The organism is uncultured Thalassospira sp. (assembly GCF_963976115.1).
Classification (GTDB): domain Bacteria; phylum Pseudomonadota; class Alphaproteobacteria; order Rhodospirillales; family Thalassospiraceae; genus Thalassospira.
Genome location: NZ_CAXBJJ010000003.1, coordinates 390,912 through 414,587, shown reverse-complemented (window position 1 = coordinate 414,587; position 23,676 = coordinate 390,912). Strand labels below are relative to the sequence as shown.

Annotated in this window: 17 protein-coding genes; 7 read left to right on the top strand and 10 right to left on the bottom strand. The window is 53.1% G+C overall.

The window, feature by feature from the left end:
- Window positions 1–219: 219 nt before the first annotated feature.
- The 3 genes from AAC086_RS05385 to AAC086_RS05375 are packed head-to-tail and all read right to left on the bottom strand — an operon-like array spanning window position 220 to window position 3,092.
- Window positions 220–519 carry an antibiotic biosynthesis monooxygenase gene (locus tag AAC086_RS05385; protein WP_339776227.1) on the bottom strand — a complete coding sequence of 100 codons (300 nt, stop codon included), beginning with the start codon at window positions 517–519 and terminating at the stop codon, window positions 220–222.
- A gap of 59 nt (window positions 520–578) precedes the next feature.
- The gene (gene lsrK / locus AAC086_RS05380; protein WP_339776225.1) at window positions 579–2,144 is read right to left on the bottom strand and encodes an autoinducer-2 kinase; all 1,566 of its coding nucleotides are present in this window, start codon (window positions 2,142–2,144) and stop codon (window positions 579–581) included.
- 3 nt (window positions 2,145–2,147) lie between these two features.
- The gene (locus AAC086_RS05375) at window positions 2,148–3,092 is read right to left on the bottom strand and encodes a sugar-binding transcriptional regulator (protein WP_339776223.1); all 945 of its coding nucleotides are present in this window, start codon (window positions 3,090–3,092) and stop codon (window positions 2,148–2,150) included.
- Between the two features lie 232 nt (window positions 3,093–3,324).
- On the opposite strand from AAC086_RS05375, the gene lsrA reads away from it, so the two are divergent.
- The 7 genes from lsrA to AAC086_RS05340 all read left to right on the top strand — a co-directional run bounded on the left by lsrA (window position 3,325) and on the right by AAC086_RS05340 (window position 11,996).
- On the top strand, window positions 3,325–4,836 hold the full coding sequence (gene lsrA, locus AAC086_RS05370; RefSeq protein ID WP_339776221.1) for an autoinducer 2 ABC transporter ATP-binding protein LsrA: 1,512 nt from the start codon (window positions 3,325–3,327) through the stop codon (window positions 4,834–4,836).
- Complete coding sequence (locus tag AAC086_RS05365) at window positions 4,829–5,881, top strand: hypothetical protein (RefSeq protein WP_339776218.1); 1,053 nt, start codon at window positions 4,829–4,831, stop codon at window positions 5,879–5,881. The genes lsrA and AAC086_RS05365 overlap by 8 nt, the downstream gene beginning before the upstream one ends.
- Window positions 5,878–6,879, top strand: a complete 1,002-nt coding sequence (locus tag AAC086_RS05360) for an autoinducer 2 import system permease LsrD (RefSeq protein WP_339776215.1) — start codon at window positions 5,878–5,880, stop codon at window positions 6,877–6,879. The genes AAC086_RS05365 and AAC086_RS05360 overlap by 4 nt, the downstream gene beginning before the upstream one ends.
- Window positions 6,880–6,890: 11 nt before the next feature.
- Window positions 6,891–7,919, top strand: a complete 1,029-nt coding sequence (gene lsrB, locus AAC086_RS05355) for an autoinducer 2 ABC transporter substrate-binding protein LsrB (protein WP_339776212.1) — start codon at window positions 6,891–6,893, stop codon at window positions 7,917–7,919.
- A 106-nt stretch (window positions 7,920–8,025) separates the two neighbouring features.
- The gene (locus AAC086_RS05350; protein WP_339776209.1) at window positions 8,026–9,273 is read left to right on the top strand and encodes a class II aldolase/adducin family protein; all 1,248 of its coding nucleotides are present in this window, start codon (window positions 8,026–8,028) and stop codon (window positions 9,271–9,273) included.
- A gap of 699 nt (window positions 9,274–9,972) precedes the next feature.
- The gene (locus AAC086_RS05345) at window positions 9,973–11,124 is read left to right on the top strand and encodes a tetratricopeptide repeat protein (RefSeq protein ID WP_339776206.1); all 1,152 of its coding nucleotides are present in this window, start codon (window positions 9,973–9,975) and stop codon (window positions 11,122–11,124) included.
- Complete coding sequence (locus AAC086_RS05340) at window positions 11,121–11,996, top strand: alpha/beta fold hydrolase (protein ID WP_339776204.1); 876 nt, start codon at window positions 11,121–11,123, stop codon at window positions 11,994–11,996. Before AAC086_RS05345 ends, AAC086_RS05340 begins: the two co-directional genes overlap by 4 nt.
- Before the next feature lie 43 nt (window positions 11,997–12,039).
- On the opposite strand, the gene AAC086_RS05335 is transcribed toward AAC086_RS05340, so the two are convergent.
- From AAC086_RS05335 to AAC086_RS05305, 7 genes are all read right to left on the bottom strand, one after another.
- Window positions 12,040–14,160, bottom strand: coding sequence for a sulfotransferase (locus AAC086_RS05335; protein WP_339776201.1), 2,121 nt, complete (start codon window positions 14,158–14,160; stop codon window positions 12,040–12,042).
- A 155-nt stretch (window positions 14,161–14,315) separates the two neighbouring features.
- Window positions 14,316–16,106 (bottom strand): autotransporter domain-containing protein, encoded by a 1,791-nt coding sequence (locus AAC086_RS05330; RefSeq protein WP_339776198.1) that lies wholly within the window; start codon window positions 16,104–16,106, stop codon window positions 14,316–14,318.
- A 710-nt stretch (window positions 16,107–16,816) separates the two neighbouring features.
- The gene (locus AAC086_RS05325) at window positions 16,817–19,072 is read right to left on the bottom strand and encodes an autotransporter outer membrane beta-barrel domain-containing protein (protein WP_339776196.1); all 2,256 of its coding nucleotides are present in this window, start codon (window positions 19,070–19,072) and stop codon (window positions 16,817–16,819) included.
- A 311-nt stretch (window positions 19,073–19,383) separates the two neighbouring features.
- Window positions 19,384–20,160 (bottom strand): ATP-binding cassette domain-containing protein, encoded by a 777-nt coding sequence (locus tag AAC086_RS05320; protein WP_339776192.1) that lies wholly within the window; start codon window positions 20,158–20,160, stop codon window positions 19,384–19,386.
- An 80-nt stretch (window positions 20,161–20,240) separates the two neighbouring features.
- Window positions 20,241–21,182: an ABC transporter substrate-binding protein gene (locus tag AAC086_RS05315; protein WP_339776188.1), complete on the bottom strand. Its 942-nt coding sequence runs from the start codon at window positions 21,180–21,182 to the stop codon at window positions 20,241–20,243.
- 45 nt (window positions 21,183–21,227) lie between these two features.
- Window positions 21,228–22,286, bottom strand: a complete 1,059-nt coding sequence (locus tag AAC086_RS05310) for an ABC transporter permease (RefSeq protein ID WP_339776185.1) — start codon at window positions 22,284–22,286, stop codon at window positions 21,228–21,230.
- A gap of 361 nt (window positions 22,287–22,647) precedes the next feature.
- Window positions 22,648–23,541 carry a GntR family transcriptional regulator gene (locus tag AAC086_RS05305; RefSeq protein ID WP_339776182.1) on the bottom strand — a complete coding sequence of 298 codons (894 nt, stop codon included), beginning with the start codon at window positions 23,539–23,541 and terminating at the stop codon, window positions 22,648–22,650.
- Between the last annotated feature and the right edge of the window lie 135 nt (window positions 23,542–23,676).

The following is a 23,676-nucleotide window of genomic DNA, read 5'->3' as shown; positions in this document are numbered from 1 at the left end:
TATAGGGGCCTAAGCCAGACCTGTAAATACCTTTTTTAAACAAAAATGACGTTTATGACGTTTTTTTAGCAAAACAACCAAAAACCGCGAACTTTGACGGGAAGTGACTGGCGGCATTCCAGTCGAGGATCCGGGATCGCCTTATGAACAAACGGCAAAAACCCCTGCCAGTTCACAAGGCAAGGGCTTTTGGGGATGCAAAGGTGCAGCGTCCGACGCCTAGAGATAGTCAGCCATTTCCGCATTGTAGAAGGTTTTGGTGCGCGGCCCGGTAATGATGGGGTCGATCAGGCGCACGCATTCCTTATAATGCGGCGTACCACGATGAACATCGAGTGCGGCTTCATCGCGGAACACTTCATAAATGGTGAATTTATGAGGATTTTCCGGATCACGCAAAACGTCAAAGCGCAAATTGCCTTCTTCCTTGCGCGATCCTTCGTAATTGATCCGGAAAGCCTTGATGAACTCATCGACATGGCCTTCTTTAACATCGATATGAACCATTTGTACGAGCATGGTTTTTCCTGTGGTTATAAATATTGCAACATGTAAGAGAAACGGAGAAACGGCCAGACTTACAGACCCGGCGCTTTCCACATTGAGGTTGTCACCCCCCGGTCAACCAAAGAGAGCTGAGCGGCATAGGCTGCGGCCCAGCGATCGCCGATGGCGTCATAGCCCGACTTGAGGGACGGATCGGGATCAAAGGTCCGATCCCAGACCACCCATTCGCGGCCAAGACCCGCGAGATCACGATGCAAGCCACCCCCGACAGCCGCCGCAGCCGCACAGCCAAGGGCTGTTGCCTCTTTGACCTTGGGGGTTTTTACCGGCAGGCCGGTAACATCCGCCAGCATTTGCGCCCAATGCGGGCTTTTGGCCGCACCAGCGGCAAAAACGATATGGCCCGGTATTTGGCCGGACAAATTGAAAATTGACGTCAGATTGCGCGCCGCGACAACACAGGCATTTTCCTGCAAAGCCCGGAACAGCACAGCCTTGCCGGATTTTTCAGGATCAAGGCTGAGATTAAGAAAGGAGGGGGCGGCATGATACCAGGCACCATAACGCATCACATCGGAAAACACCGGAATGACACCATAAGCCCCCAACGGCACGCGTGCCGATTTTTGTTCCAGCAGCGTGTACGCCAGGCCGGGGTCGCTGACCTGTGCCAGTTCCTCCTGACCGAAGGTATCGCGAAACCAGCGCATGACGGCACCAACAAAAAAGCTGATCGCTTCGGCCTGATTGAGACCGGTGATAACGTGCGGATTAATCCGCACATTCATTTCAGGGTCCATAAGTGCGGGATCCACATTGACAATTTGCTGCCAGAAAGTACCGCCCATCACCGCACAATCGCCAATCCCGGTAACCCCAAGACCAACCGTGCCCATCTGACAATCACCACCGCCAACAACGACGACCACATCACCAGATAACCCGGTTTCAGCACTGGCCTTTGGCGTCACCGTGCCAACAGCCGTGCCGGTTTCGCAGGATTTGGGAAAAATATCATCGCGAAGCCCCAGACGGGACATGGCCGATGGCAACCAGTCGCGTTCGCGCAGGCCAAAAATACCTGTCGTACCCGCATTTGAGGGATCAGACACAATGACGCCGGAAAGGCGGGCGACGACCCAGTCCGATAACATGCATATTTTATCGATACGGTCATAGATATCGGGCATTTGCTGTTTTAACCACAGCAATCGCGGCAAGGCGCCCAGGGCAAAAGTTTGCCCGGTCCGACGATAAAGGTCCTTTTCGACATCGGGATAATCAGCCTTTAACTGGCGAACCTGGTCAACCGCACGGCCATCGACATTGGCACAGGCCCAAATTTCGGTGCCGTTGCGGTCAAAGGCGACAAAAGCCTCGCGCATACTGGTTGCACTGACAGCGGCAATATCGGCCCCCGTAATGCCAGCCTGGTCAAGCGCCCCTTTAATACAGTCGCACAAAAGTGCCCAGTTACCTTCGACATCAAAATCCATCGAACCTGGATAGCGTGGATCGGTTTTATGCCACCATTCGCGCTGGGTCGCACCTAATTGCTGACCATCACGGTCAAACACCACCGCGCGACCACTGCCGGTTCCGGCATCAATGGCCAGAAGATAATCGCATGTTGCCATTTCCTAGATTTCCTCCAACAGTTTTTCGGCTGTCTTTTCATCCGTTATCAGGATGTCGACATATTTTCCTTTTAGGGCCGATTGAATAGCGCGCACCTTGGACAAGCCGCCTGCTGCCGCAATCACGTTATCCGACCTTGACAGCGCATCGAGCCGGGCCCCCACCACACGCTGATGCAATGGCAAATCAAGTGAAACGCCATTTTCGTCAAAAAACTGACATAAAATATCGCCAACAGCGCCCTTGCGCCGCAACGGCTCCACCTCGCCCGGGGTGATATACCCGCTGCGCACCACAGTTGAATCGGCATTCAATTCGCCGATCCCCACCAACTGATAGGCAGCATTCAGGGCCATTTCGAGCACGACGGCAATGCCCGGCTCGACCATCAGGGCAGATGCAACATGCTGATCGGAAACCACAAGCGGGGCTGGCACCAGATGAACACTGCTGCCCCAGTTTGCCGTCCGCATGCCATCAACATAGGTGGCAACACCGCCCGTTAAACTGACCAGCGAAACATTGCGTTCATTGGCCATATGCCCAAGCCGCTGGATGGTATGGCTGACCGTTGCGCCCCAGCCCACGGCCAGAAGGTCATCGGGGCGCAGACGCTGCATTAAAAACTGTGCTGCGGCCTGCCCCAACCGTTCACAAAGATCACTGCCGTCAAGATCGGGAATGACGCGCACTTCGCGCAGACCCCAATGACTTTGCAGGCGTTGTTCATATTCCAGACACCCTTGATGACGGGAATTAATCCGCACCTGTATGATCCCGGTGCGACGACCGCTTTCAAGCATCCGCGAAACTTTAATACGTGAAAGCCCCAGCTTTTCGCCAATCTCGCCCTGGGTCAGACCATCATTATAATAATACCATGCAATGCGGGTCAAAGTTTCCTCTTCCGTATCTGCATAGCTCCAGTCTGTATTTCCCGACACCATGAACGCCATCCCAGCTTCGTATTTGTTGTTCAAATGATTATTCATTAAACAACTGATCACGTCAACTGTTCCGATCTCAAAATTCAGTTTGGCCCCAAATAAGAGAATTTCCGCGAATTATCGCCAAATAATGCCGCAGCGCACAATAATATTGATCGATAAATCATGTTGACGACAATTCGCCAATGTGATCACATGTTTTAAACAATAACAAATGAACAGGTTGCCAGGGATGGAACGTAACAGTAACGACGCCGCAGCCGTCCATGTTAACGACATATGGAAATCATATGGTGGAACGACGGTTTTAAAAGGGGTTGATATCACCCTTCTGCCCGGACAGGTTCACGCCTTGCTGGGCGGGAATGGTGCTGGCAAATCAACCCTTATGAAATCGATTGCGGGTCTGGTTAACCCGGAATCGGGCAGTATCGAGATCAACGGCCAAACCCTGACCACGGCGTCCCCGGCCGCAGCACAGGCGCTGGGGCTTTATCTGGTGCCCCAGGAAGCGCAGATATTACCCAACCAGTCGGTCCTGGAAAATATATGCCTTGGTTTGCGCGCCACGGCCAAATCATTGCGCAGCGACATTGAAAAGCTGGTTGCCGACCTGGCCGTCAAGCTGGACCTGGACGCCCAGGCCGCAACCCTTGAGATTGCAGACCGGCAAATTGTTGAAATTTTGCGCGGCCTTGTGCGCAAGGCGCGGGTCTTGATTTTGGACGAACCCACATCGGCCTTAACCCCCCACGAAGCCAACGCCCTGTTTGACCGGGTGCGACAGCTTCAGGCGCAAGGTGTGGGCATTTTCTTTATTTCGCATAAACTGCGCGAAATTCGTGAAATTTGCGACGTGATCAGTGTGCTGCGCGACGGTGCCATCGTTCTCTACGGCACCCTTGATGAATATGACGACCAGCAAATTGTCGAGGCCATGACGAAGGCCGCGACAAACAACCCGATAGCCAACCCTGGACGCCGCCAACGCCAGACAGATTTCAGCGGCAGCGACCGCGTTCTTGAACTGAACGGGTTTAGCGGCGAAGGGTTTAGCAACATTTCATTTGATGTTCGGGCCGGCGAAATTGTTGGCCTTGCCGGCGTTGTGGGTGCCGGGCGATCAGAACTGGCCGAAACCCTGTTTGGCTTGCGCCCCTCAAATGGTGGCACGGTACAGCTTTTAGGCCAGGACCTGATCAAACGATCCCCACGCCATTGTGTGGATGCAGGGCTGGTTTACCTGCCCGAAGACCGCCAGCAAAATGGCCTGTTTTTAGAAGCATCGCTGACCTGGAACATGTCGGGTTATACCATGCATCGGCTGGGATTTTTCCCCAAAGCGCACCGCGAGACCGGTGAATTTTCGGAATTTCGCGATGCCCTGGGCATTAAATGTGATGGCCCCGGGCAATCTGCCGGTCGGCTTTCGGGCGGCAATCAGCAAAAGGTGTTGCTGGCAAAATGCCTGGCGGCAAACCCGCGCGTGCTGATCCTGGATGAACCGACACGCGGCGTTGATGTCGCTGCACGCCACGACATTTACCGCCTGATCCATCAATTGGCGGAAAAGGGCATGGGCGTTTTGCTGATTTCGTCGGATTTTGACGAAATTGAACAGCTTGCCGACCGTGTTGTCGTTATGGCCCATGGCCATCAATGCGGTGAACTTTCCACCCGCGACATCAATGTTGATGCCATTGCTCTATTAGCCTTTGAATCCGGAGCGGCAATCCATGCTTGATTTTTTTGCCCGCAACCGTGTTGCGACGCTTTTTGGTGTCACAGTACTTGCCTTTATCCTGATCGGGATGGCAGCCCCCGGTTATCTGTCGCTATCAACCGCATCGGTGATTACATCAAACAGCCTTGTTTTGATGACCGTCGCCCTTGGCACAATGCTGGTAATTTTAACCCGCAATATCGACGTATCGAGCGGGTCGGTTCTGGGTTTAAGCGCGGTTATCCTTGGCTTGTTGCTCAATAATAATGTCGGGCTGGTTCCCGCCATTATCATTTGTCTGCTGTGCGGCGCCTTGGCCGGGCTGTTTAACGGCCTGCTGGTCACCTTTTTCAATGTGCCGTCAATCATTGCCACCCTGGGCACGCTGGGCCTGTTTCGCGGCATCATGTTAATTCTGACAGGTGGCAACTGGATCGAGGAACTGCCGCAATCGCTCAAATTTCTGGCAGAAAACGGCAGCATTGGTATTTCGGTGCTGACGGTGGTCGTGGCGATTGCCTTTGTCGGGGTTTGGGCGTTCACCCGATATACCCGTTTTGGCCGCTATTTTTATGCGGTTGGCGATAACCGCGAAGCGGCACGGCATCTGGGTATTCGGGTTCATCTGGTGCAAATCAGCGCCTTTGTCGCCGCGGGCACCCTGGCCGCCCTGGCCGGGATCATATTTGCCGCACAAATTGGCTTTATCCCCAATCAGGCCGGAAATGGCGTGGAGCTAAAAGCCATTGCCGCCAATGTTTTGGGCGGGGTTAGCCTGCTGGGCGGCAGTGGATCGGTTCCGGGTGTTTTTGTTGGCGTTATTTTTATGACCTCCATCGACAGTGCGCTGGTTTTTTTAAAAATACCGGCTTTCTGGAACGATTTTATCGGCGGTGCCGTGCTTCTTTTGGTGCTGTTGCTTGATGGCCGCGTGCGCATTGCCGTTGAAAAAGCCATTCGCGCCAAACGCTACGGCGTTCATGCTCCCGCACCAACATCAACCGCGACCTCCGCCCGTAAAACCGCAAGCAGCACACCAAAACCTGCGCAGGAGAACACCCAATGAAACGTATTTTTCTGCGCTGGGAAATGGCATTATTTGCCATGCTGGTTGCCGAGTTTGCCATTTTTGGTGCCATCAATCCGCGGTTTTTAAACCTGTCCAACCTGCTTTACAGCACCAGCGATTTTGCCCAGATCGGCATTGTGGCCTTGCCGTTAACCATCGTGATCATTGCCGGGGGCATTGACGTGTCCTTTGCATCGACCATTGGTCTGTGCGCGATCATTTTTGGCATCGCCAATTTCTTTGGCCTGCCGTTGCCGGTTTGTATTGCCGCTTCGCTTGCCGCTGGCGGCATTGCCGGGCTGTTTAATGCCAGCATCATCCATATTTCGCGCATTCAGCCATTGGTCGTCACACTGGGCAGCATGTATTTGTTTAGCGGGGCGGCCACGGTTCTGTCTGGTGTGGTGGGGGCAAGTGGCTATGAAGGAATTGGCAATTTTCCCGACAGCTTTACCGGCTTTGCCTATCTTGACCTGGCCAGCCTGCCTGCACCGTTTGTGGTGTTGCTGGTTGAAGCCGTCATTCTGTTTGTCATCCTGCATTTTTCGCGTTTTGGCCGGGCCGTATTTTTATGCGGACTAAGCGAACATGCCGCACGCTATAGCGGCCTGCCCATTCGCACCGTTCAAACCATCACCTATGTCATGACCGGCGTGTTTGCCGCTGTGGCGGGGCTGGTTTTATCCGCCTATTTCGGGTCAGCCCGGGTTGACCTCGGCACGGCAACATTGTTGCCAGCCATTACCGCCGCCGTTTTGGGCGGGGCATCGATTTACGGCGGACAAGGTTCTATTATTGGCACCCTTTTGGCCACATTGGTCATTGGCTATTTGCAGCAAGGCCTGCAAATGAGCGGGGTTCCCAGTCAGATTTCCAGCGCGCTCTCCGGGGCGTTGCTGGTGGTTGCGGTAGCATTGCGCCACGGAAGTGCATTGCTTACCAGCTTTGTCGCTGCGCGAATAATGGCGACGAACCGGAAACGCGCAGCATCATGAGGAGGAACGACATGTTTGGACGTCAATTTAAATGGACTATCGCCGCAGCGATCACGGGGTCGATCATTGCAGCAGCGACCCCTGCCCTTGCTGAAAACCAGATTGCCTTTATTCCCAAGCTGGTCGGCGTTGGCTTTTTCACCAGTGGCGGTAACGGTGCGCTGGCGGCCGGAAAGGAACTGAACGACAAGGTAACCTATGATGGCCCGACCGAACCAAGCGTTTCCGGCCAGGTTCAGTTTGTGAACAACTTTGTCAATCAGGGTTACAATGCCATCATCCTGTCATCGGTGTCACCCGATGGCCTGTGCCCGGCATTGCAGCGCGCAATGAAACGCGATGTGCTGGTCATGACCTGGGACAGCGACGTGAAGCCGGAATGCCGCAGCTATTACATCAATCAGGGCACCCCGGAACAGCTGGGTGGCCTGTTGGTTGATATGGCCAATGACGGCATCAAAAAGGAAAAGGCCAAGGTTGCCTTTTTCTATTCCAGCCCGACCGTGACCGACCAGAACGCCTGGGCCAATGCCGCCAAGGCAAAAATTGCCAAAGAACATCCGGGCTGGGAAATTGTCACCACCCAGTATGGCTATAACGATGCCCAGAAATCACTTCAGACTGCCGAAAGCATCCTGAAGGCTTACCCGGACCTTGATGCAATTATTGCCCCCGATGCAAATGCCCTTCCGGCAGCGGCACAGGCGGCTGAAAACCTGGATCGTGCGGGCAAAGTTGCCATTGTTGGCTTTAGCACCCCGAATGTCATGCGCCCCTATGTCAAACGCGGCACGGTGGAACGCTTTGGTCTGTGGGATGTGACCCAACAGGGCAAAATCGCCGTTTATGTTGCAGACCATGTGTTGAAAAACGGCCCGATGAATGTTGGCGACACGCTTGACATTCCCGGTGTTGGCACGGTTGAAGTTTCGCCCAACAGCGTTCAGGGCTATGACTATGAAGCCAAAGGCAACGGCATCATTTTGCTGCCCAAGCGGACTGTCTTTACCAAAGCCAATATCGATGATTTTGATTTCTGATCGCTGAATTCGGAAATCACGGTGCGGCACCGCCCTCCCTCGGTGTCGCGCCACCCCTATTTATTAATCAGTTTTATTTTTGCATTCAAATTGACGGAAACGGCCCATGAAAAATCTTTGGAACGATCAGGACGCCCAATCTTATATCGATCAGGCCGTAAAACAGGGCCAACCTGCGGATCTTGGCCTTCGGGTTTACACATCGCGTATTATCGGCCAGGTGCCCGACCTTGTATTGCACGGGGGCGGGAATACATCGGTCAAAATCACACAGGATGACGGCACCCGGATCATCCATGTCAAAGGCAGTGGCTGGGACCTTGAAACCATCGAGGCACCGGGCTTGCCTGGCGTTTATTTACAACCGCTTTACGATGCCCGCCACGCAGGCAAACTGACCGACCCTGAAATGGTTGCCTTGCTGCGCCACAATTTGCTGGATGCCGATGCACCAAACCCGTCGGTCGAGGCATTGTTGCATGCCTACCTGCCCGACACATTTGTGGATCATACCCATTCTACCGCCGTGCTGGTACTGGCCGATCAGGACAATTCCGAACAGATCATGCGCGAAATTTACGGCGACCGGCTGGCATTTTTACCCTATGTGATGCCGGGATATGATTTATCCATCGCCGGGGCCGACCTGTTTGACCAGTTCCCCGACTGCCATGGTTTGTGGCTTAAGAACCACGGTTTGTTCACCTTTGGTGCCACAGCAAAAGAATCCTATGATCGCATGATCGATTTTGTGACCGAAGCCGAAGACTATATTGCCGCCAAAGGCATTGTATTGCCTGGCCCGGAGAAATCCGACACCGTGATTGACCCGGTACTTGAAGCCAAACTAGCAAGCGCCTTGCAACACGGTGCATCGCCATTTGCCAAAAATATTGCACTGGATTTCCGCAGCACCCCCTCGATCCGGGCTTATCTGCAAAACCCGGAGCTTGAAAAAATCGCGCTGCGCGGCACGGCGACACCGGACCATGTTATCCGGATTAAACCGTTTCCCATGATTATTGATGCCGATGCGGATGAAAGCACTATTTTGGCCGCAATTGATGATTATCAGGGAAAATACAGTGCCTATTTCAATCGCAATGCACCCAATGCCAGCGAACCCAAAGTGCAGCTGGACCCTTGGCCCCGTGTTGTCATGATCAGAAATATTGGTCTGGTGGGTTTGGGCAAGGATGCAAAAGCCGCAGCCATTGCCGGTGATCTGGGCGAACAAACCGCCCGCATCATCAATGCTGCCGAAAAGATCGGCACGTTCCGGCCCATCAACGAGGCTGATCTGTTTGATATGGAATATTGGTCACTTGAACAGGCAAAGCTGCAAAAGAAGTAAGTCTTTCTTCCTGATACGGCCTAGCCTTTTTCAGCCACCCGGCATAACCGCCAGCCGGGTGGCCTTTTTTTGCGCACAAGCCAGCCTCGCTATAACCCATCCCAAAATAACCAACGTTATAAACTATAATAAACATTTATAATCAGCAAGATAGATGTATAAAAACGAATATCGAATAAACGAGTATCGAAAATCGAAACGCTTGCGCGCCCCCAAAAACTTACAATTTGAGGTCCGAAGGGAAAAATAACTGGCGGCTGTTAGCGAAAAACACGCGCCGGTCCGTGCGGATAATGCCATGCACCTTGGACAAAACAGATTCAAGATCAGGTACCGATGCAAACCCGCTTACCCCTGCCGTGCCCACCCGTAATTCGGTAATATATTTACCGGGATCATGCGCCACCAGCCAAGGGCAACCAGCCAGATAACACCTGCCACGGCCACAACGATGATGCGGTTTCTTACAATTTTTGATCAAACTGTTCGATACCCGGTTACACCGCACGCACAACAAACAAAACCAAACCGCCATTTTGGTATCCGCACTATCCGCCCCCATACCCTCAATCAGGCAAGTTCGTTTCATTTGCGCAAAAGTCGTATCGGCCAATGCGGGTATTGTTGATAATGATACGAAAATGCTTCAAAACTACCTGTATGAACACACCCATAGCACGGCAAGGCCCAGCGATTCTGATGACCCCGATGACACCCGAGCAGACCGAATGTGAGGCCCGCGCCGCATTTGATGCCGCCGACTACGAAAAAGCTGAGGAACTCACCCGTGCCTTGCTGGCAAATGGCGGGCAGCTTGGGCAATGGCGCCTGCTGGTTGCGATCCTGCGACAGCAAGGCAAAGCCCGCGAGGCGCTCGATGTTCTTGATATGCTGGTTCAGCACGCGCCAGGCAATCTGGATTTAAGGTTCGACCTGTCCGAGGTTTTGTTGCTGCTGGGTGATTTTGAACGAGGCTGGCGGGAATATCATTATCGTTACAGCCTTGATCACACCAAAATTCTTGATCGCAAGGTGCAAAAACCGGTTTGGGACGGCCGCATGATGCGCGACAAAACCCTGCTTATTCATGACGAGCAAGGTTTTGGCGATACGTTCCAGTTTTTGCGCATGGTGCCGTGGGTAAAAGAACGCAGCAAAGCGAAAATTATTCTGCAAATCCGCCAGGAACAGGCCGGCTTTGCCAAGCGCATGCGCGGCATCGACAAAATCGTCCATCAGGGCGACCTGCCGCCGCCCTTCGATATGCACTGCCAAATGATGACGCTGCCCCAGGTAACAGACCTGAAACTGTCCGATTTACCCGGCCCCATGCCCTATCTTTCGGCCGATCCCGCACGGGTGCACAAATGGCGCAAACGGCTGGCCAACCTGCCGCGTCCGCTGGTGGCTCTGGTATGGGCCGGGCGACCAACCCATTTTAACGACGCCCGTCGCTCCATGTCGCTCGAAACCCTGGCCCCGCTGGCCAACGAAGCCGTCACGTTTTTATCGGTGCAAAAAGGCGACCGTGCCGAAGATGCCGCCACACCGCCCGCTGGTATGAACCTGGTCAATCTTAGCCCCGAGATCAGCGATTTCGAAGATACCGCTGCCATTATCACCATTGCCGACCTGCTGATTTCGGTCGACAGTTCGCCAGTTCATCTCGCCGGTGGGCTGGGCCGCCCGGCATGGGTCATGTTGCCCAGGTTACCCGATTGGCGCTGGCTTCTCGATCGCAATGATACGCCGTGGTATCCCAGTGTACGGCTGTTTCGCCAGGCCACGCACGAAAACTGGAACAATGTCGTCCACGAAATGACCAACGAACTGGCAAAGCTCCGCCCATGAAAACAATCCGGGTCTTTTTCCTGCTCTTTTTTGGTATGCTGCTTGCAGCCTGTAGCACCAACCTCAATCGCAACGCCGTGCGAGATGACTTGACCAGCGCAGCGGGCTGGTCATCCGCCATTGTCCCAGCCGGGAATTTTGACATTGCCGCATCCTGGCGGCAATCACCACCTGCGCCCGCCTCCTCATCCGATCAGCCCGAAAAAACCCTGTTTGTCTATCTTGAAGGTGACGGGCTGGCCTATATCACGCCCAGCCGACCCTCGCCCAACCCGACACCAACCAACCCTGTTGCCCTTCGCATGGCGATTGCCGATCAGCACAATGACCCGATTTTGTATCTGGCCCGCCCCTGTCAATATGTCATGCCCGATCATGGTCGCAACTGCGCCCGCCCTTACTGGACGCTCAAGCGATACGCCCCGGAAATTGTCGCAAGCCTTGATACGGCGCTGGATCTGTTCAAAGATAAACTGGGGGCCAAAAAGCTGGTTCTGATTGGCTATTCTGGCGGCGGTGCATTGGCCGCATTGCTGGCCGGGCAGCGCGACGACATTGCCGGTATTGTTACGGTTGTCGCCAACCTTGATACCCGGTACTGGACCGACCGCGCCGGGGTTTCACCGCTTGCAGGTTCGCTTGACCCGGCCGATTTTACCGCCCGGCTGGGGCAACTGCCGCAGATTCATTTTTCTGGTGGCAAAGACACCACCGTCGGCCCGGAAGTGACCCGGGCCTTCATGGCAAAACTGCCCGCAAACACACCAGTATCCCACATTACCGTCGCTTCGTATGATCATTTTTGTTGCTGGGCACGGGACTGGCAACACTTAAGCACCCGGCAGGACTTAAAAACAATTCCCGGCTGGTAAGGTGAGGCCGCAATCGTCCCGGTTACACGCCCTACCTATTGCGTTATTCATCCATACCCAGTGCGCCAAGCAGCGGCATTAAATGTTTGGCATAAGGCCGCCAACGCCCGACCGAGCTTGTATATAAAGGTTCACGCACCTGGTTAACGCTGGCCGTGCGGACAGGGCGACTTGATTGATGAAACGCCAGGCACGCATCGTCCCACGGCACACCAATAAAATCGATCAAGCGCCGGGCCTCTGTTTCACAATTGGCAACCACAGCCTCGTAATCGACCTCGATAAAACGATTAGCGGGTAAAACATCGCGCCAGTGCGCCATCAGATCGCGATACCCCAAATAAAACTGGCCCAGTTCCGCCAGATCATAGGTAAAAGACTGTTCCGCGCCAAACAGCTTGCTGTAGCACGACAGGCAGGTATCAACCGGGTCACGCCGACAATGAATGATCCGGGCATTGGGGAACATCGCATGGATCCAGCCAAGATGAATAAAATTGGCGGGCATTTTATCGACGATATGCGATCTGCCTTCGGCCAGTGGTACAACCTTCGCCAGATATTGCGCCGCCATCGCTGCCAGATCTTGCGTTTCGGCATGGCCACCCTGCCGCGTCACCTGGTCTTTATTTTCCACAAGGCTACTAATATGGCGCAACTCACCCGCCGGATAAATATCAGGATGCGCGCCCAATATCTGCTCGATCAGGGTTGTGCCCGAACGCGGCATCCCGACGACAAAAACCGGCATATCAGACGGATCCCCCATCCCGGCACGATCATTGATCCATTCCCGGGAAAAGCGCCCGGAAAGCGATTGCAACCACTGCCGGGTTTGCGCCCCGTCATAGTCAAATGTTTCGCGTTTCAAGCGATTGCCTTCCCCTAGGTAACCAAAGGCATTGTCCCCATCGCCCACATCGAGAAACGCTTTCCCCAACGCAAAACAAAGTGCCATCCGAGCAAACAGACCAAGCTCCGCGCTTTTTTCTGCATAGAGTTTTTTCAACGCTTCAAGGTCGGGATCACCCGCACTGAATTTCTTGATATCGGCCAGTTGCCCCCAGGCCATAATATTTTGCGGATCACCTGAAACAACTTCCGTCAACATGGCTATTGCGGCAGGCTTGTCATTTCGGGCAGCATACATTTCAGCCAGATTAATCCGCGCACTATTGCGCTCAAGCCCCGGCAAGGCCTGGGCGCGCGCAAAAGATTTTTTGGCATCTTCAAACAGGTTAAGGGCCTGCTGCGTCTTACCTAATATATTGTGAGCCTGGGCACTTTCGGGCGCAAACTTCACCGCCGCCGTCGCGGCGATCAAAGCATCGTCAAACTCTCCTCGGCGATGCAACACCGTGGCGCGTGCTGCCAACGCCGATGGATGTTCAGGTGCGAACCGCATCACGGCATCAAGGTGCTGCATCGCCTGCCCAAACTGCTGGCGCTCAATGGCAATTTCGACAAGATTAAGATACGCCGTCACCAGTTGGGGATTAACATCAATCGCACGCCGGGCATATGTTTCTGCGGCATCAAACTTGCCCTGCTTCATCAAAAGATGTGCCAAATTGCTGTTGGCCTCGGCATATCGGGGATGAAGCTCCAGCGCCATTTCATAAAAACGCTGTGCCTCGTCAAAATGCGCTGTCAGCAACAATGTATTGGCCAGATTATTACAGGCTTCCGGGTTTTCCGGCTCCAATGCAACCACCTTGCGTAAACAGGTAATGCTTTCTTCAAGCTTCCCCGCTTCCTGCAAAATAATCCCCAGATTATTCCAAGCCCCCACCATTTCCGGTGATCGTTCAACGGCAGTGCGACCGGCCTTTTCAGCTTCGCCCAATAATCTGTTCTGGCGGCACATTTCGGCATAATTGCTAAAATATCCCCCCGGAGAATACGAAAAGCCGCAGGCCTGGCGCATATAATCCAGTGCCATGTCAATCTTGTCATAGGCATGGGCCATCAGGCCCAGCAAATGCAAACACTCAATCTGCGCGGGCGACACTGCCAACACCCGGCGGGCCAAAACCTCTGCCTGTTGGGCTTGCCCGGCATTCCAGTGGGCATAGGCCCGTTCAATCGCCTGTGGAACGGTCAAATCCCCCGACGCCCCGTTTGCGGTGGACGATTTTGCTTTTGCTTTTGTTCGTTTCGTCATCGGGCAACCCTGTATTTTGGCAATATTCATAAAACATGCGCGCGGACCGCAAACCGATCCCAACTTGGGAAACACTGTCGCGATAACCCGCCAATGTTCAAGTAAAAACGGCGACCATAAACAAGGGCCGCCGTTTTTAGGATCGCTATATATTCCTAGAAACCCCAGGCAACGCGCACAGTTGCCGTCTGGCTTTGATAGCCCGCGCGCAATTCACCGTCATAGGTCACACGCAGCTTACCGCTGGCAAAAGCATCAATCGCAACGGCAATACCAATCCGCGCCCCGTCTGACGGCAGACGTTCGCTTTGCACCGAAAATGCCGTGCCGCCAATGCGACCGGTGGTGTCAATCGCGCTGCTGGTATAATCATGGATCCACGCGGCAGAAACTTCCGGCGTCACAGCCCCCAAAGCCGTATCAAACTGCCATGTGGCCTTGGCCCCAATTTCGTGGGTCACGCTATCGGTATTAAGGTTATCAACCGAATTATTGGCCAATCCCGCCCCGGTTTCATCATAAGAGTCATTACGCGCGTGGATCCAGCGCAGACCGGCAAACGGGGTCAGGGTTGTACTGTCGCCAAGGGCAAAATCATAGCCGACCCGGCTGCTGGCGGAATATTGCTGGCCATCATAATCAGCACTGGCGGTACTGCCCAAAAAGTCGATCTGGCGTTTCTGGTCGAAATGGTTCCAACCGGCCCCAACCTGACCATCCACCGACAAACGATCCTGTCGCCAGCTGCCATACAGGGTTACCTGATAGCTATCGATCTTGTTCGATGATCCGCTTGATGCATTGCTGCCATCGGTCCAGCTGCGCAACCAGCTTACCGCCGCACCGGCCAACAGGTCCGGGGTGACCAAATGGTCAAACCCGGTGGTTAGGCCAAAACTTTTGCTGCTAAAGCCATCCTGATCCGAATTGCCTTCCATATGCGCCGAACCGCCCAGAACCTGGCCCCAAAACGTGCTGTATTTAACGTCCCCCCCGGCGGCAATACCGGTTGTGGCATCGCTGCCGCCCGACATTGCCTGGAGTTGACGGCCCTGAATGGCAGTATGCACAATGGCAGTGGCCTGATTAAGAACCTGCACATTATTGGCCGCACTGGTCGGGGCCAGCTTTTTAATCGCCGATCCCTGCTCGCTGGAAGGCAGGCTGTTAATCGCGGCTAACACCTTGTTCTGAAAGGAACGGGCCTTTGTCGAGGTGCCGAAATTGATTTCGTCCAGGGTGGCCCCAAACGATGACCCGACGGGGCCCTTGGGCGCACCAATAACCTGATACCCCCCACCGGACCTGTCTTCAGTTATCGTCACGACAAGATCCTTGCCCACGGTCGCCGTGGTCGCCCCGCGCCCCTGCGTGCCAACAACCGAGGCATTCGTAATCGCATACGTCGCCGTTCCGCCCGCCCCGACAATGGTATAAGTATCGCCGATCGCAAGATTATTGCCCGACATGACCAAAGTTGTATTACTGATGGCTGCATCACCCGACACCGTAAGCGACCCGAAACTGGACGCAGATGCCGCCTGCACCACCAGCCCACCATCGGTCTGGGTATAGTTACCGGTAATGCTGATGCCTTGCACCAGCTTGAGCGTCGCGCCCGAGTTCACAACGGTATGGAGTACTGACCCAGAAAGGGCTTTGACATTAATATGATCGTTCAGCAACAAATAACCGCTGGTGAAATTCAAATTGCTAAAGTTGTGGTTAATGGTGCCGATATTGCCACTTCCCGTCATGTCGCCATAGCCCGTCAGGATGCCATATTTACTGGCATCACTGCTGCCTGATATCGTAGCGTCACTGGAAGTCATGCTGTCTTCAATATTCCCGGAAATAACACCACTATTTTGCAAATTCAGCTTCTGGAAAGACTGATTGTATATGGCATAATCACTCCCGGTAATTGTACCGGCATTAGAAATCAATCCGATTGAACCGTCATTATGAATACCAGTTTGGCCGGAAATAATCGCATCAGGGCCAGTATTTTCAACCAGACTAATCTTCGCACTGGATGAGTTGAAGATACCACGGCTGGAAGATGACTTAATTATTCCACTATTTGATATCGTACCTATTGAACTGCTATTAGAAATGGCGGCGATGCCGCCTAAAGTTGAATTTATCAGGCCGCTATTTTGCATTGTCGTCACAGTCGAACCAATAACATAAAGACTGGCAACCTGAGACGAATCGTTAACGGACAAGGTCCCTGTGCTGGTGATTGACAGGCTCCCCCCCATCCATCGAACACATCCAAAGGAGGAGTCTATGTTTTTGTCACTCGTTATCATGGTACAAGCATCTGCTGCCTGACTTGACGTTACAGGAATGGCCCCGACCGCAATCAGCGACACCCCAAGCAACAATTGCACGCGCAGTCCCGTAACCGAAAAACGGTTCATCATCATAGTTCCCCCAAGAACAATAACAGGCAGCACCCACTTTGCGGATTTTAACTGCCATCTATACCATTAGATAAAACACTATACATTTAGAAGCACCCCTATACCTTTCCTTAAAGAGAAAAGATATAAACGATTGTATTTTTGAGAAAAAGTAATGGAAATTTCATCGCCAAACAAAAACGGCGGCCCAAGTTCTGAGCCGCCGTTTTGTTGATCAAACTATATTATTAGAAATCCCAGTCGGCCCGCACGGTTGCTGTCTGGCTTTGATAGCCCGCGCGCAATTCACCGTCATAGGTCACCCGCAGGCTGCCGCTGGCAAAGGCATCCAGCCCGACGGCAATACCAATTCGCGCACCGTCTGACGGCAGGCGTTCGCTTTGCACCGAAAATGCCGTGCCGCCAATGCGACCGGTGGTGTCAATTGCGCTGCTGGTATAATCATGCACCCACGCGGCAGAAACTTCCGGCGAAACCATGCCAAGGCCCGTATCAAACTGCCACGCGGCCTTCGCCCCGATTTCGTGGGTCACGCTATCGGTATTAAGGTTATCAATCGAATTATTGGCCGATCCCGCCCCGGTTTCGTCATAAGAGTCATTGCGCGCATGAATCCAGCGCAGACCGGCAAACGGGGTCAGGGTTGTACTGTCACCAAGGGCAAAATCATAGCCGACCCGGCTGCTGGCGGAATATTGCTGGCCATCATAATCGGCACTGGCGGTACTGCCCAAAAAGTCGATCTGGCGTTTCTGGTCAAAATGGTTCCAACCCGCCCCCAATTGACCATCCACCGACAAACGATCCTGCCGCCAGCTGCCATACAAGGTTACCTGATAGCTATCGATTTTATTTGATGATCCGCTTGATGCATTGCTGCCATCGGTCCAGCTGCGCAGCCAGCTTACAGCCGCCCCGGCCAACAGGTCCGGGGTTAGCAAATGGTCAAACCCGGTGGTTAAGCCAAAACTTTTGCTGCTAAAGCCATCCTGATCCGAATTGCCTTCCATATGCGCCGATCCGCCCAGAACCTGGCCCCAAAGCGTGCTGTATTTAACATCGCCCCCGGCGGCAATACCGGTTGCGGTATCGGTGCCGCCCGACATTGCCAAAAGCTGGCGGCCCTGAATGGCAGTTTGCACAATGGCACTGGCCTGATTAAGAACCTGCACATTATTGGCCGCACTGGCCGGGGCCAGCTTTTTAATCGCCGATCCCTGCTGACTTGAAGGCAGACTGTTAATCGCTGCCAGAACGTTGTTCTGGAAGGCAACCGCCTGTGTTGAGGAACTGTTATTGATTTTGTCCAGCGTCGCCCCAAACGATGACCCAACGGAACCTGACGGCGTACCAATAACCTTATAGCCGTTTACTTTATCCGTTATCGTCACAACAAGATCTTTGCCAACCGTTGCCGTGGTCGCCCCCAGGCCCGAAGTACCAACAACCGACGCCTTGGTGATCGCATAGGTTCCGGTGCCGCCTGCGCCAACAATGGTATAGGTCTCGCCCACCTTCATATCATTACCCGACATGACCAGAGTGGTATTGCTGATCGCCGCATTGCCCGAAACCGCAAGCGACCCGAAGTTCGACGCAGTTGCCGCCTGCACCACCAGCCCGCCGCCAGTCTGGGTATAGTTACCGGTGATGGAAACCGTATTCACCAGTTTAAGGGTGGCCGCAGAGTTGATGACCGAATGATCAGTGACATCAATCTTGTCGTTCAAAAGCAAATAACCGGACCCAAAATGAAGATCACCAGAATTATGCCTGATGAACCCCACACTGTCGCTGCCTTCCGTGGTGGCATCCTTGCCAGTCAAAACACCATAATGCGTATCATCCGCACCGCCTGAAATGGTAATTTGGCCGGTAGCAGAATCGTTTGCACCATAGCCAATATTGCCCGCAATCGTGCCGCTATTTTCAATTATCAGTCCCGTATCGGATTTACTAAAAATGGCAAAAGCAGTAGCTTTAATGGTGCCGCTGTTTTTGATCGTTCCAATGGATGCATAATTCTCTATCCCATGAGAACCAGAGATAAGCCCGGAATTGTCAATCAGAGTTATTTTCCCGGAATTTCCGCCGGAGCTGTGATTAAGTATCCCGTATGCGCCAGCCGAAATGGTTCCGCTGTTTGTGATCGTCCCGATTGTACCAAGGTTATCAATCGCATCCTTAAAGCCAGTATGTGCAATTGTTCCGGCATTTGAAAGATCACCCACACTGAAGCCACCGGCAATGCTTACGGCCGCAAAATCAGTATCGGCAGATATGATAGAACCGGTAGTTCCGACAGAAAAGCTACCGTCGGTCCATTCCTGACATGTTTCCGACCCACCGATGTTGGCACCCCCGCCGACCGATCCACAGGCGGGTACGGCCAATACGGGACCAGACATAGCGCTGATCGCAACCAGCGACGCCCCCATCAGAAGCTTCCAGCGCAAACCAGAAACAGCAAGAGACTTAATCATTTTGGTTCCCCCAAGAACAAGAATAGAGGACCACGCGTTCTATCGCGCGGCCCAAATCTATACCAATGTATGCATGATGCTTATACATACATTGGTATAGAACAACACAAGAATTTCAATTTTGATTGAAATTTTAACATTTCCAATCGATCAAACAAAAACGGCGGCCCGAAGACCGCCATTTGTGAACTGGGCAAGCGCGTTGGCACCGCGTGGCATGTGGAACGATTACCAAGGGTGACCCGCCCGCCGATGGAGGAGAATGTGATCGATTTTGATCAGCAGAAGTTGGTATCAGGCGTAAAAACGCATCAGGCCGGAGCGCAATTGCGCGGCACCCAATTATCGGGCAATGCGCCCTTGATAATCAGGCTGAGAATATCGTCTTTATTCACTTCGCCAACCTGATGTTCACCAACCTTGCGGCCATTTTTCATCACCACGATGCGGTCGCACAGATCGCAAACGTCATCCATATCGTGGCTGATCAGAAAAATGCCGATGCCTTTTTCACGCAATTTCTCGATCAGTTCTGCCACCATCGCGGTTTCCGACGGGCCAAGGGCGGCTGTTGGTTCGTCCATGATCACGATGCGGGCATTAAAATAAATGGCGCGGGCAATGGCAATAACCTGGCGTTGTCCGCCCGACATGTTCATGACGGCTTCGGCAATGTTTTTAAAATTGGGGTTCAGACTGCGCAGAGCCTTGCGGGTTTCTTCTTCCATTTTGCGGTCATCAAGCATCCCGAACCGGGTTTTAAGCTCGCGCCCCAAAAACAGGTTGGCGGGCGCATTCAAATGATCCGCCAGCGCCAATGTCTGATAAATGGTTTCAATGCCACAATGGCGCGCATCAATCGGGCTGGACATTTCAACAGCGTCGCCCTGAATTTTAATCTCGCCGGAATCATACCCCATTGCGCCGGACAGGATTTTCATCAAGCAGGACTTGCCTGCGCCATTATGGCCCAGCACCCCGACCACCTCGCCCGGATACAGGGTTAACGAAACATCTTCGACAGCATGGATCCCGCCAAATCGTTTGACGATGTTGTTCATTTCAACAACAGGGGTGACGGCATTCATCCGATCTTCTCCTCACATCACATCAAAAGAATGCTGCGGCGGCCCCCACCGCAGCATCTCTTAAGTGGCTGGTATTAGTATTAATACAGAACGTTCTGGGCTTCGTCGGCGTCGATATTATCTTTGGTCACCAGGACCACACCGGTATTGATGAAGGGTTCAACCTTGTCGCCCTTCAGCAGGGCTGCAATGGTTTCAATGCCTTTTTCACCCATCTGATAGGACCCCTGAACCGCGATGGCATCAAGAGTTCCATCACGCACAAAGCCTTGCAGGTCTTCGTTGCCGTCAAAGCCGATGGCAACAAGCTGGCCCTTTTTACCGGCCTGAACAATGGCGCGGCCCATGCCAATCGCGGTCGGCTCGTTGGCACCAAAGATGCCTTTCAGATCGGGGTTAGCGGCCAGAATGTCGGTGGTCTGGTTCAAAGCCTTGGCCATTTGCGATTCCGAATAAAACGGACCGACAATTTCCAGATCGGAATTGGCTTTGATATAGTCGGTAAAACCGCCAACACGGCCAATTTCCGACCCAACTCCCGCCACATAGGACATGATGGCGATTTTGCCGGTTTTACCGACCTTTTCGATCATTTTCTGCGCGCAAAGTTCACCCGCCTTGCGGTTGTCGGTTGACAGAAATGCCTGGTAATATTCCTTGCCTGCATCGGAAAGCGATGAGTCGACAATGACAACCGGAATACCGTTTTCATAAGCTTTTTTAACCGAAGGCACCAGGGCATCGGGGTCAGACGGCGCAAGAACAATGCCCGCCACTTTGCGGTTAATTGCGTTCTGCACCATGTTGACTTCGTCGGCTACAGCCGATTCCGTTGCCGGGCCCTGAAAGGACATTTCGTAACCATCAAGCTTGCCAATCGCACTTTGCGCACCCTTGTGCACATTCTGCCAGTAATTGGAGCTGGTGGTTTTAACAATAACAGCAATTTCATTGCTTTGCGCCATGGCGAGGCTGGTCATCCCGACCAATGCGACAACGGCACCTAACATTACTTTTTTCACGATTTGGTTCCTCCACTGATTTGATTTTTGATTAATTTAAAACGCTTATCGCCGATTACGCAGATTATCGACATAAACCGTTCCGATAATCACGCACCCGATGATGATTTGCTGAATAAACGACGAAACACCGTTCATATTCAGTCCGTTACGCAAAATTCCAATAACAAAGGCCCCGATCATGGTGCCCGAAATCGTTCCGATGCCGCCCATGAGCGACGTTCCACCAATCACCGCAGCAGCAATGGCATCAAGTTCGTACATGACGCCTTCATTGGGCTGGGCTGTAACCAGACGGGACATCAGAATAATCCCCGTGATCCCGGCCAGAAACCCCGATGTGGCATAGGCAAACATTTTGGTGCCATTGACATTTACACCCGCCAGACGAGAGGCTTCCTCGTTCGAACCAACAGCATAGATATGCCGCCCGATCGACAGACGGCGCAAAATAAACGCCACCACAATCGCCGTCAGGATCATGAGCACCACCGGATAGGGAATACCGGGGAAAATCATATGCGGCAGCCCATTGGCCCCTTTTTCGAGCATGCGAAAAAACGACCCGTTGCCAAGTTCGCCAAAGGCCTCGCCCAATTGCGACACCGGGGCAGCCCCCGTCAGTTGCAAGGCGACCCCGCGGGCGATCATCATCATCCCCAGCGTCGCAATGAACGGTGCAAGTTTAAGGCGGGTAACGACCAGACCATTGATAACACCGCACAATGTGCCAACCAGCACCCCGGCCCCCATACCGGCATAAACCGGCCAGCCCGCCTTGACCAAAAGCCCGGCGACCGTACCTGAAAGCGCCAGAACGGAACCGACACTCAGATCAATACCGCCGGTCAGGATCACCACCGTCACCCCGATGCCCAAAAAGGCAATGGATGTGGTTTGCAGCGACACCGTCATGGCATTGCCAAGCGATAAAAACGCGTCGCTGGTTAACGAGAACGCAATTATCAGAACCACCAGACTGAAAAGAGCAGCGAATTTCTGCACCAGGTCCTTGCGCTCATCACCCGACATGTTCATCCAGAACAGGAACGATGAATGCGCGCGCGCAGGTGGCGTCTGCTCCGTGGTCCTTTCAGATTTCACGACGTATTTCTCCCAATTATGACTATCGACCTGAATGTCTGGCTCTGGTCGATACAAACCGACCCCCAAAACCGGCAGGCATTAATTTCAAATCAATCAAACGGGAAACATGGCAACACGACCAAACAGGTTAATGATTTGCGCGCACCCAAAGGCGATGCATCAGTCAAACCTTAACCTTTCGATCTCGTGTAACAAGACGGGACGCCATTCCCTACATTGATTGTTTTTTATCGTTAAAAGACATTTTTAGTCAGGTCTTTCGCCTTGTCAAATGTTTTGTATGGAATAAAAACATTTTTAGCAAAATGAGCCATCCGACACGCAACCAGAGCACATATCGGCCCCGGATCGGGGCGGTTTAATCCCAGCTGACGGAAGCCAGAAGTGTACGCCGTGCGGTTTGCAGATGTTCCCGAAACCGGATCCGGCCCACATCAAAATCCCCCGCCCCCAACGCGTCAATCACCAGCAGATGTTCTTCAACGGCGTCGGCGTTGCGGTCTTTTTCGCCGGTTTTGTTCCAGCGATAGTGATAGTGAAAAATCAGGGCCACCAGATCATAAAAATCATCGGCAAAGCGATTATGAAAGGTCGAAATGATCAAACGGTGGAATCGGTCATCCAGCCTGGGAAACTGCATATAGCGACCATCAATGTCGCCTTGCAAATATCGGTGTTCGTCCCCCAATGTCGCCAGCTTCTTCCAGCTTGAATGATTGCGAGGCAATTGCACAAAGGCATCAAAAGCGCGCAATTCAAACATCTCGCGCACATCAAACAGTTCCATCGCAAAGTCTCGGGTGAAACCGTTTAGAACCCAGTAACGATTGGGTTTTTTCTCGATCAGGCCAAAGCGTGAAAACCGGATCAGATATTCCCGCACCGAGGATGCGCTAACCCCGAAACTTTTGGCAAGTTCGCTTTCGCGCAACACGGTTCCCGGTGCCAGATCCCCGCCCACAATATATTGCATGAAGGCAGGTTCGATCAGATCGGCCGTGGGCCGGGTTTCACTGGCCTGAAAATAGTCCGACTTGTCGGGCAAGCGCAGGACGGTTTTTTCGCGCCCTTTCCAATGGATGATGTTTTCTTCCGCCAGATGGTCCAGCACCGCACGTACCGTACTACGACTGATCGACCATTTGGTCGCCATTTCCTTTTCCGGTGGCAGGCAAGCCCCGTCGCCAAGCGAGACAATATAGTCGAGGCAGGCGTTATAGGTTTCCTTATATGTCCGGTTGGTTTTCGCCACGTCTTTTCCGTTTCCCCGCAGATTTGAACTGAAAATGCCCCCTGTTCTTATGAAAGGCAATCGCTTTGTCGGGCACCCTGCATATGCAGATAGTATTTTATTCATAAAAAACAGTTGACGGCAAATGCATCTTGT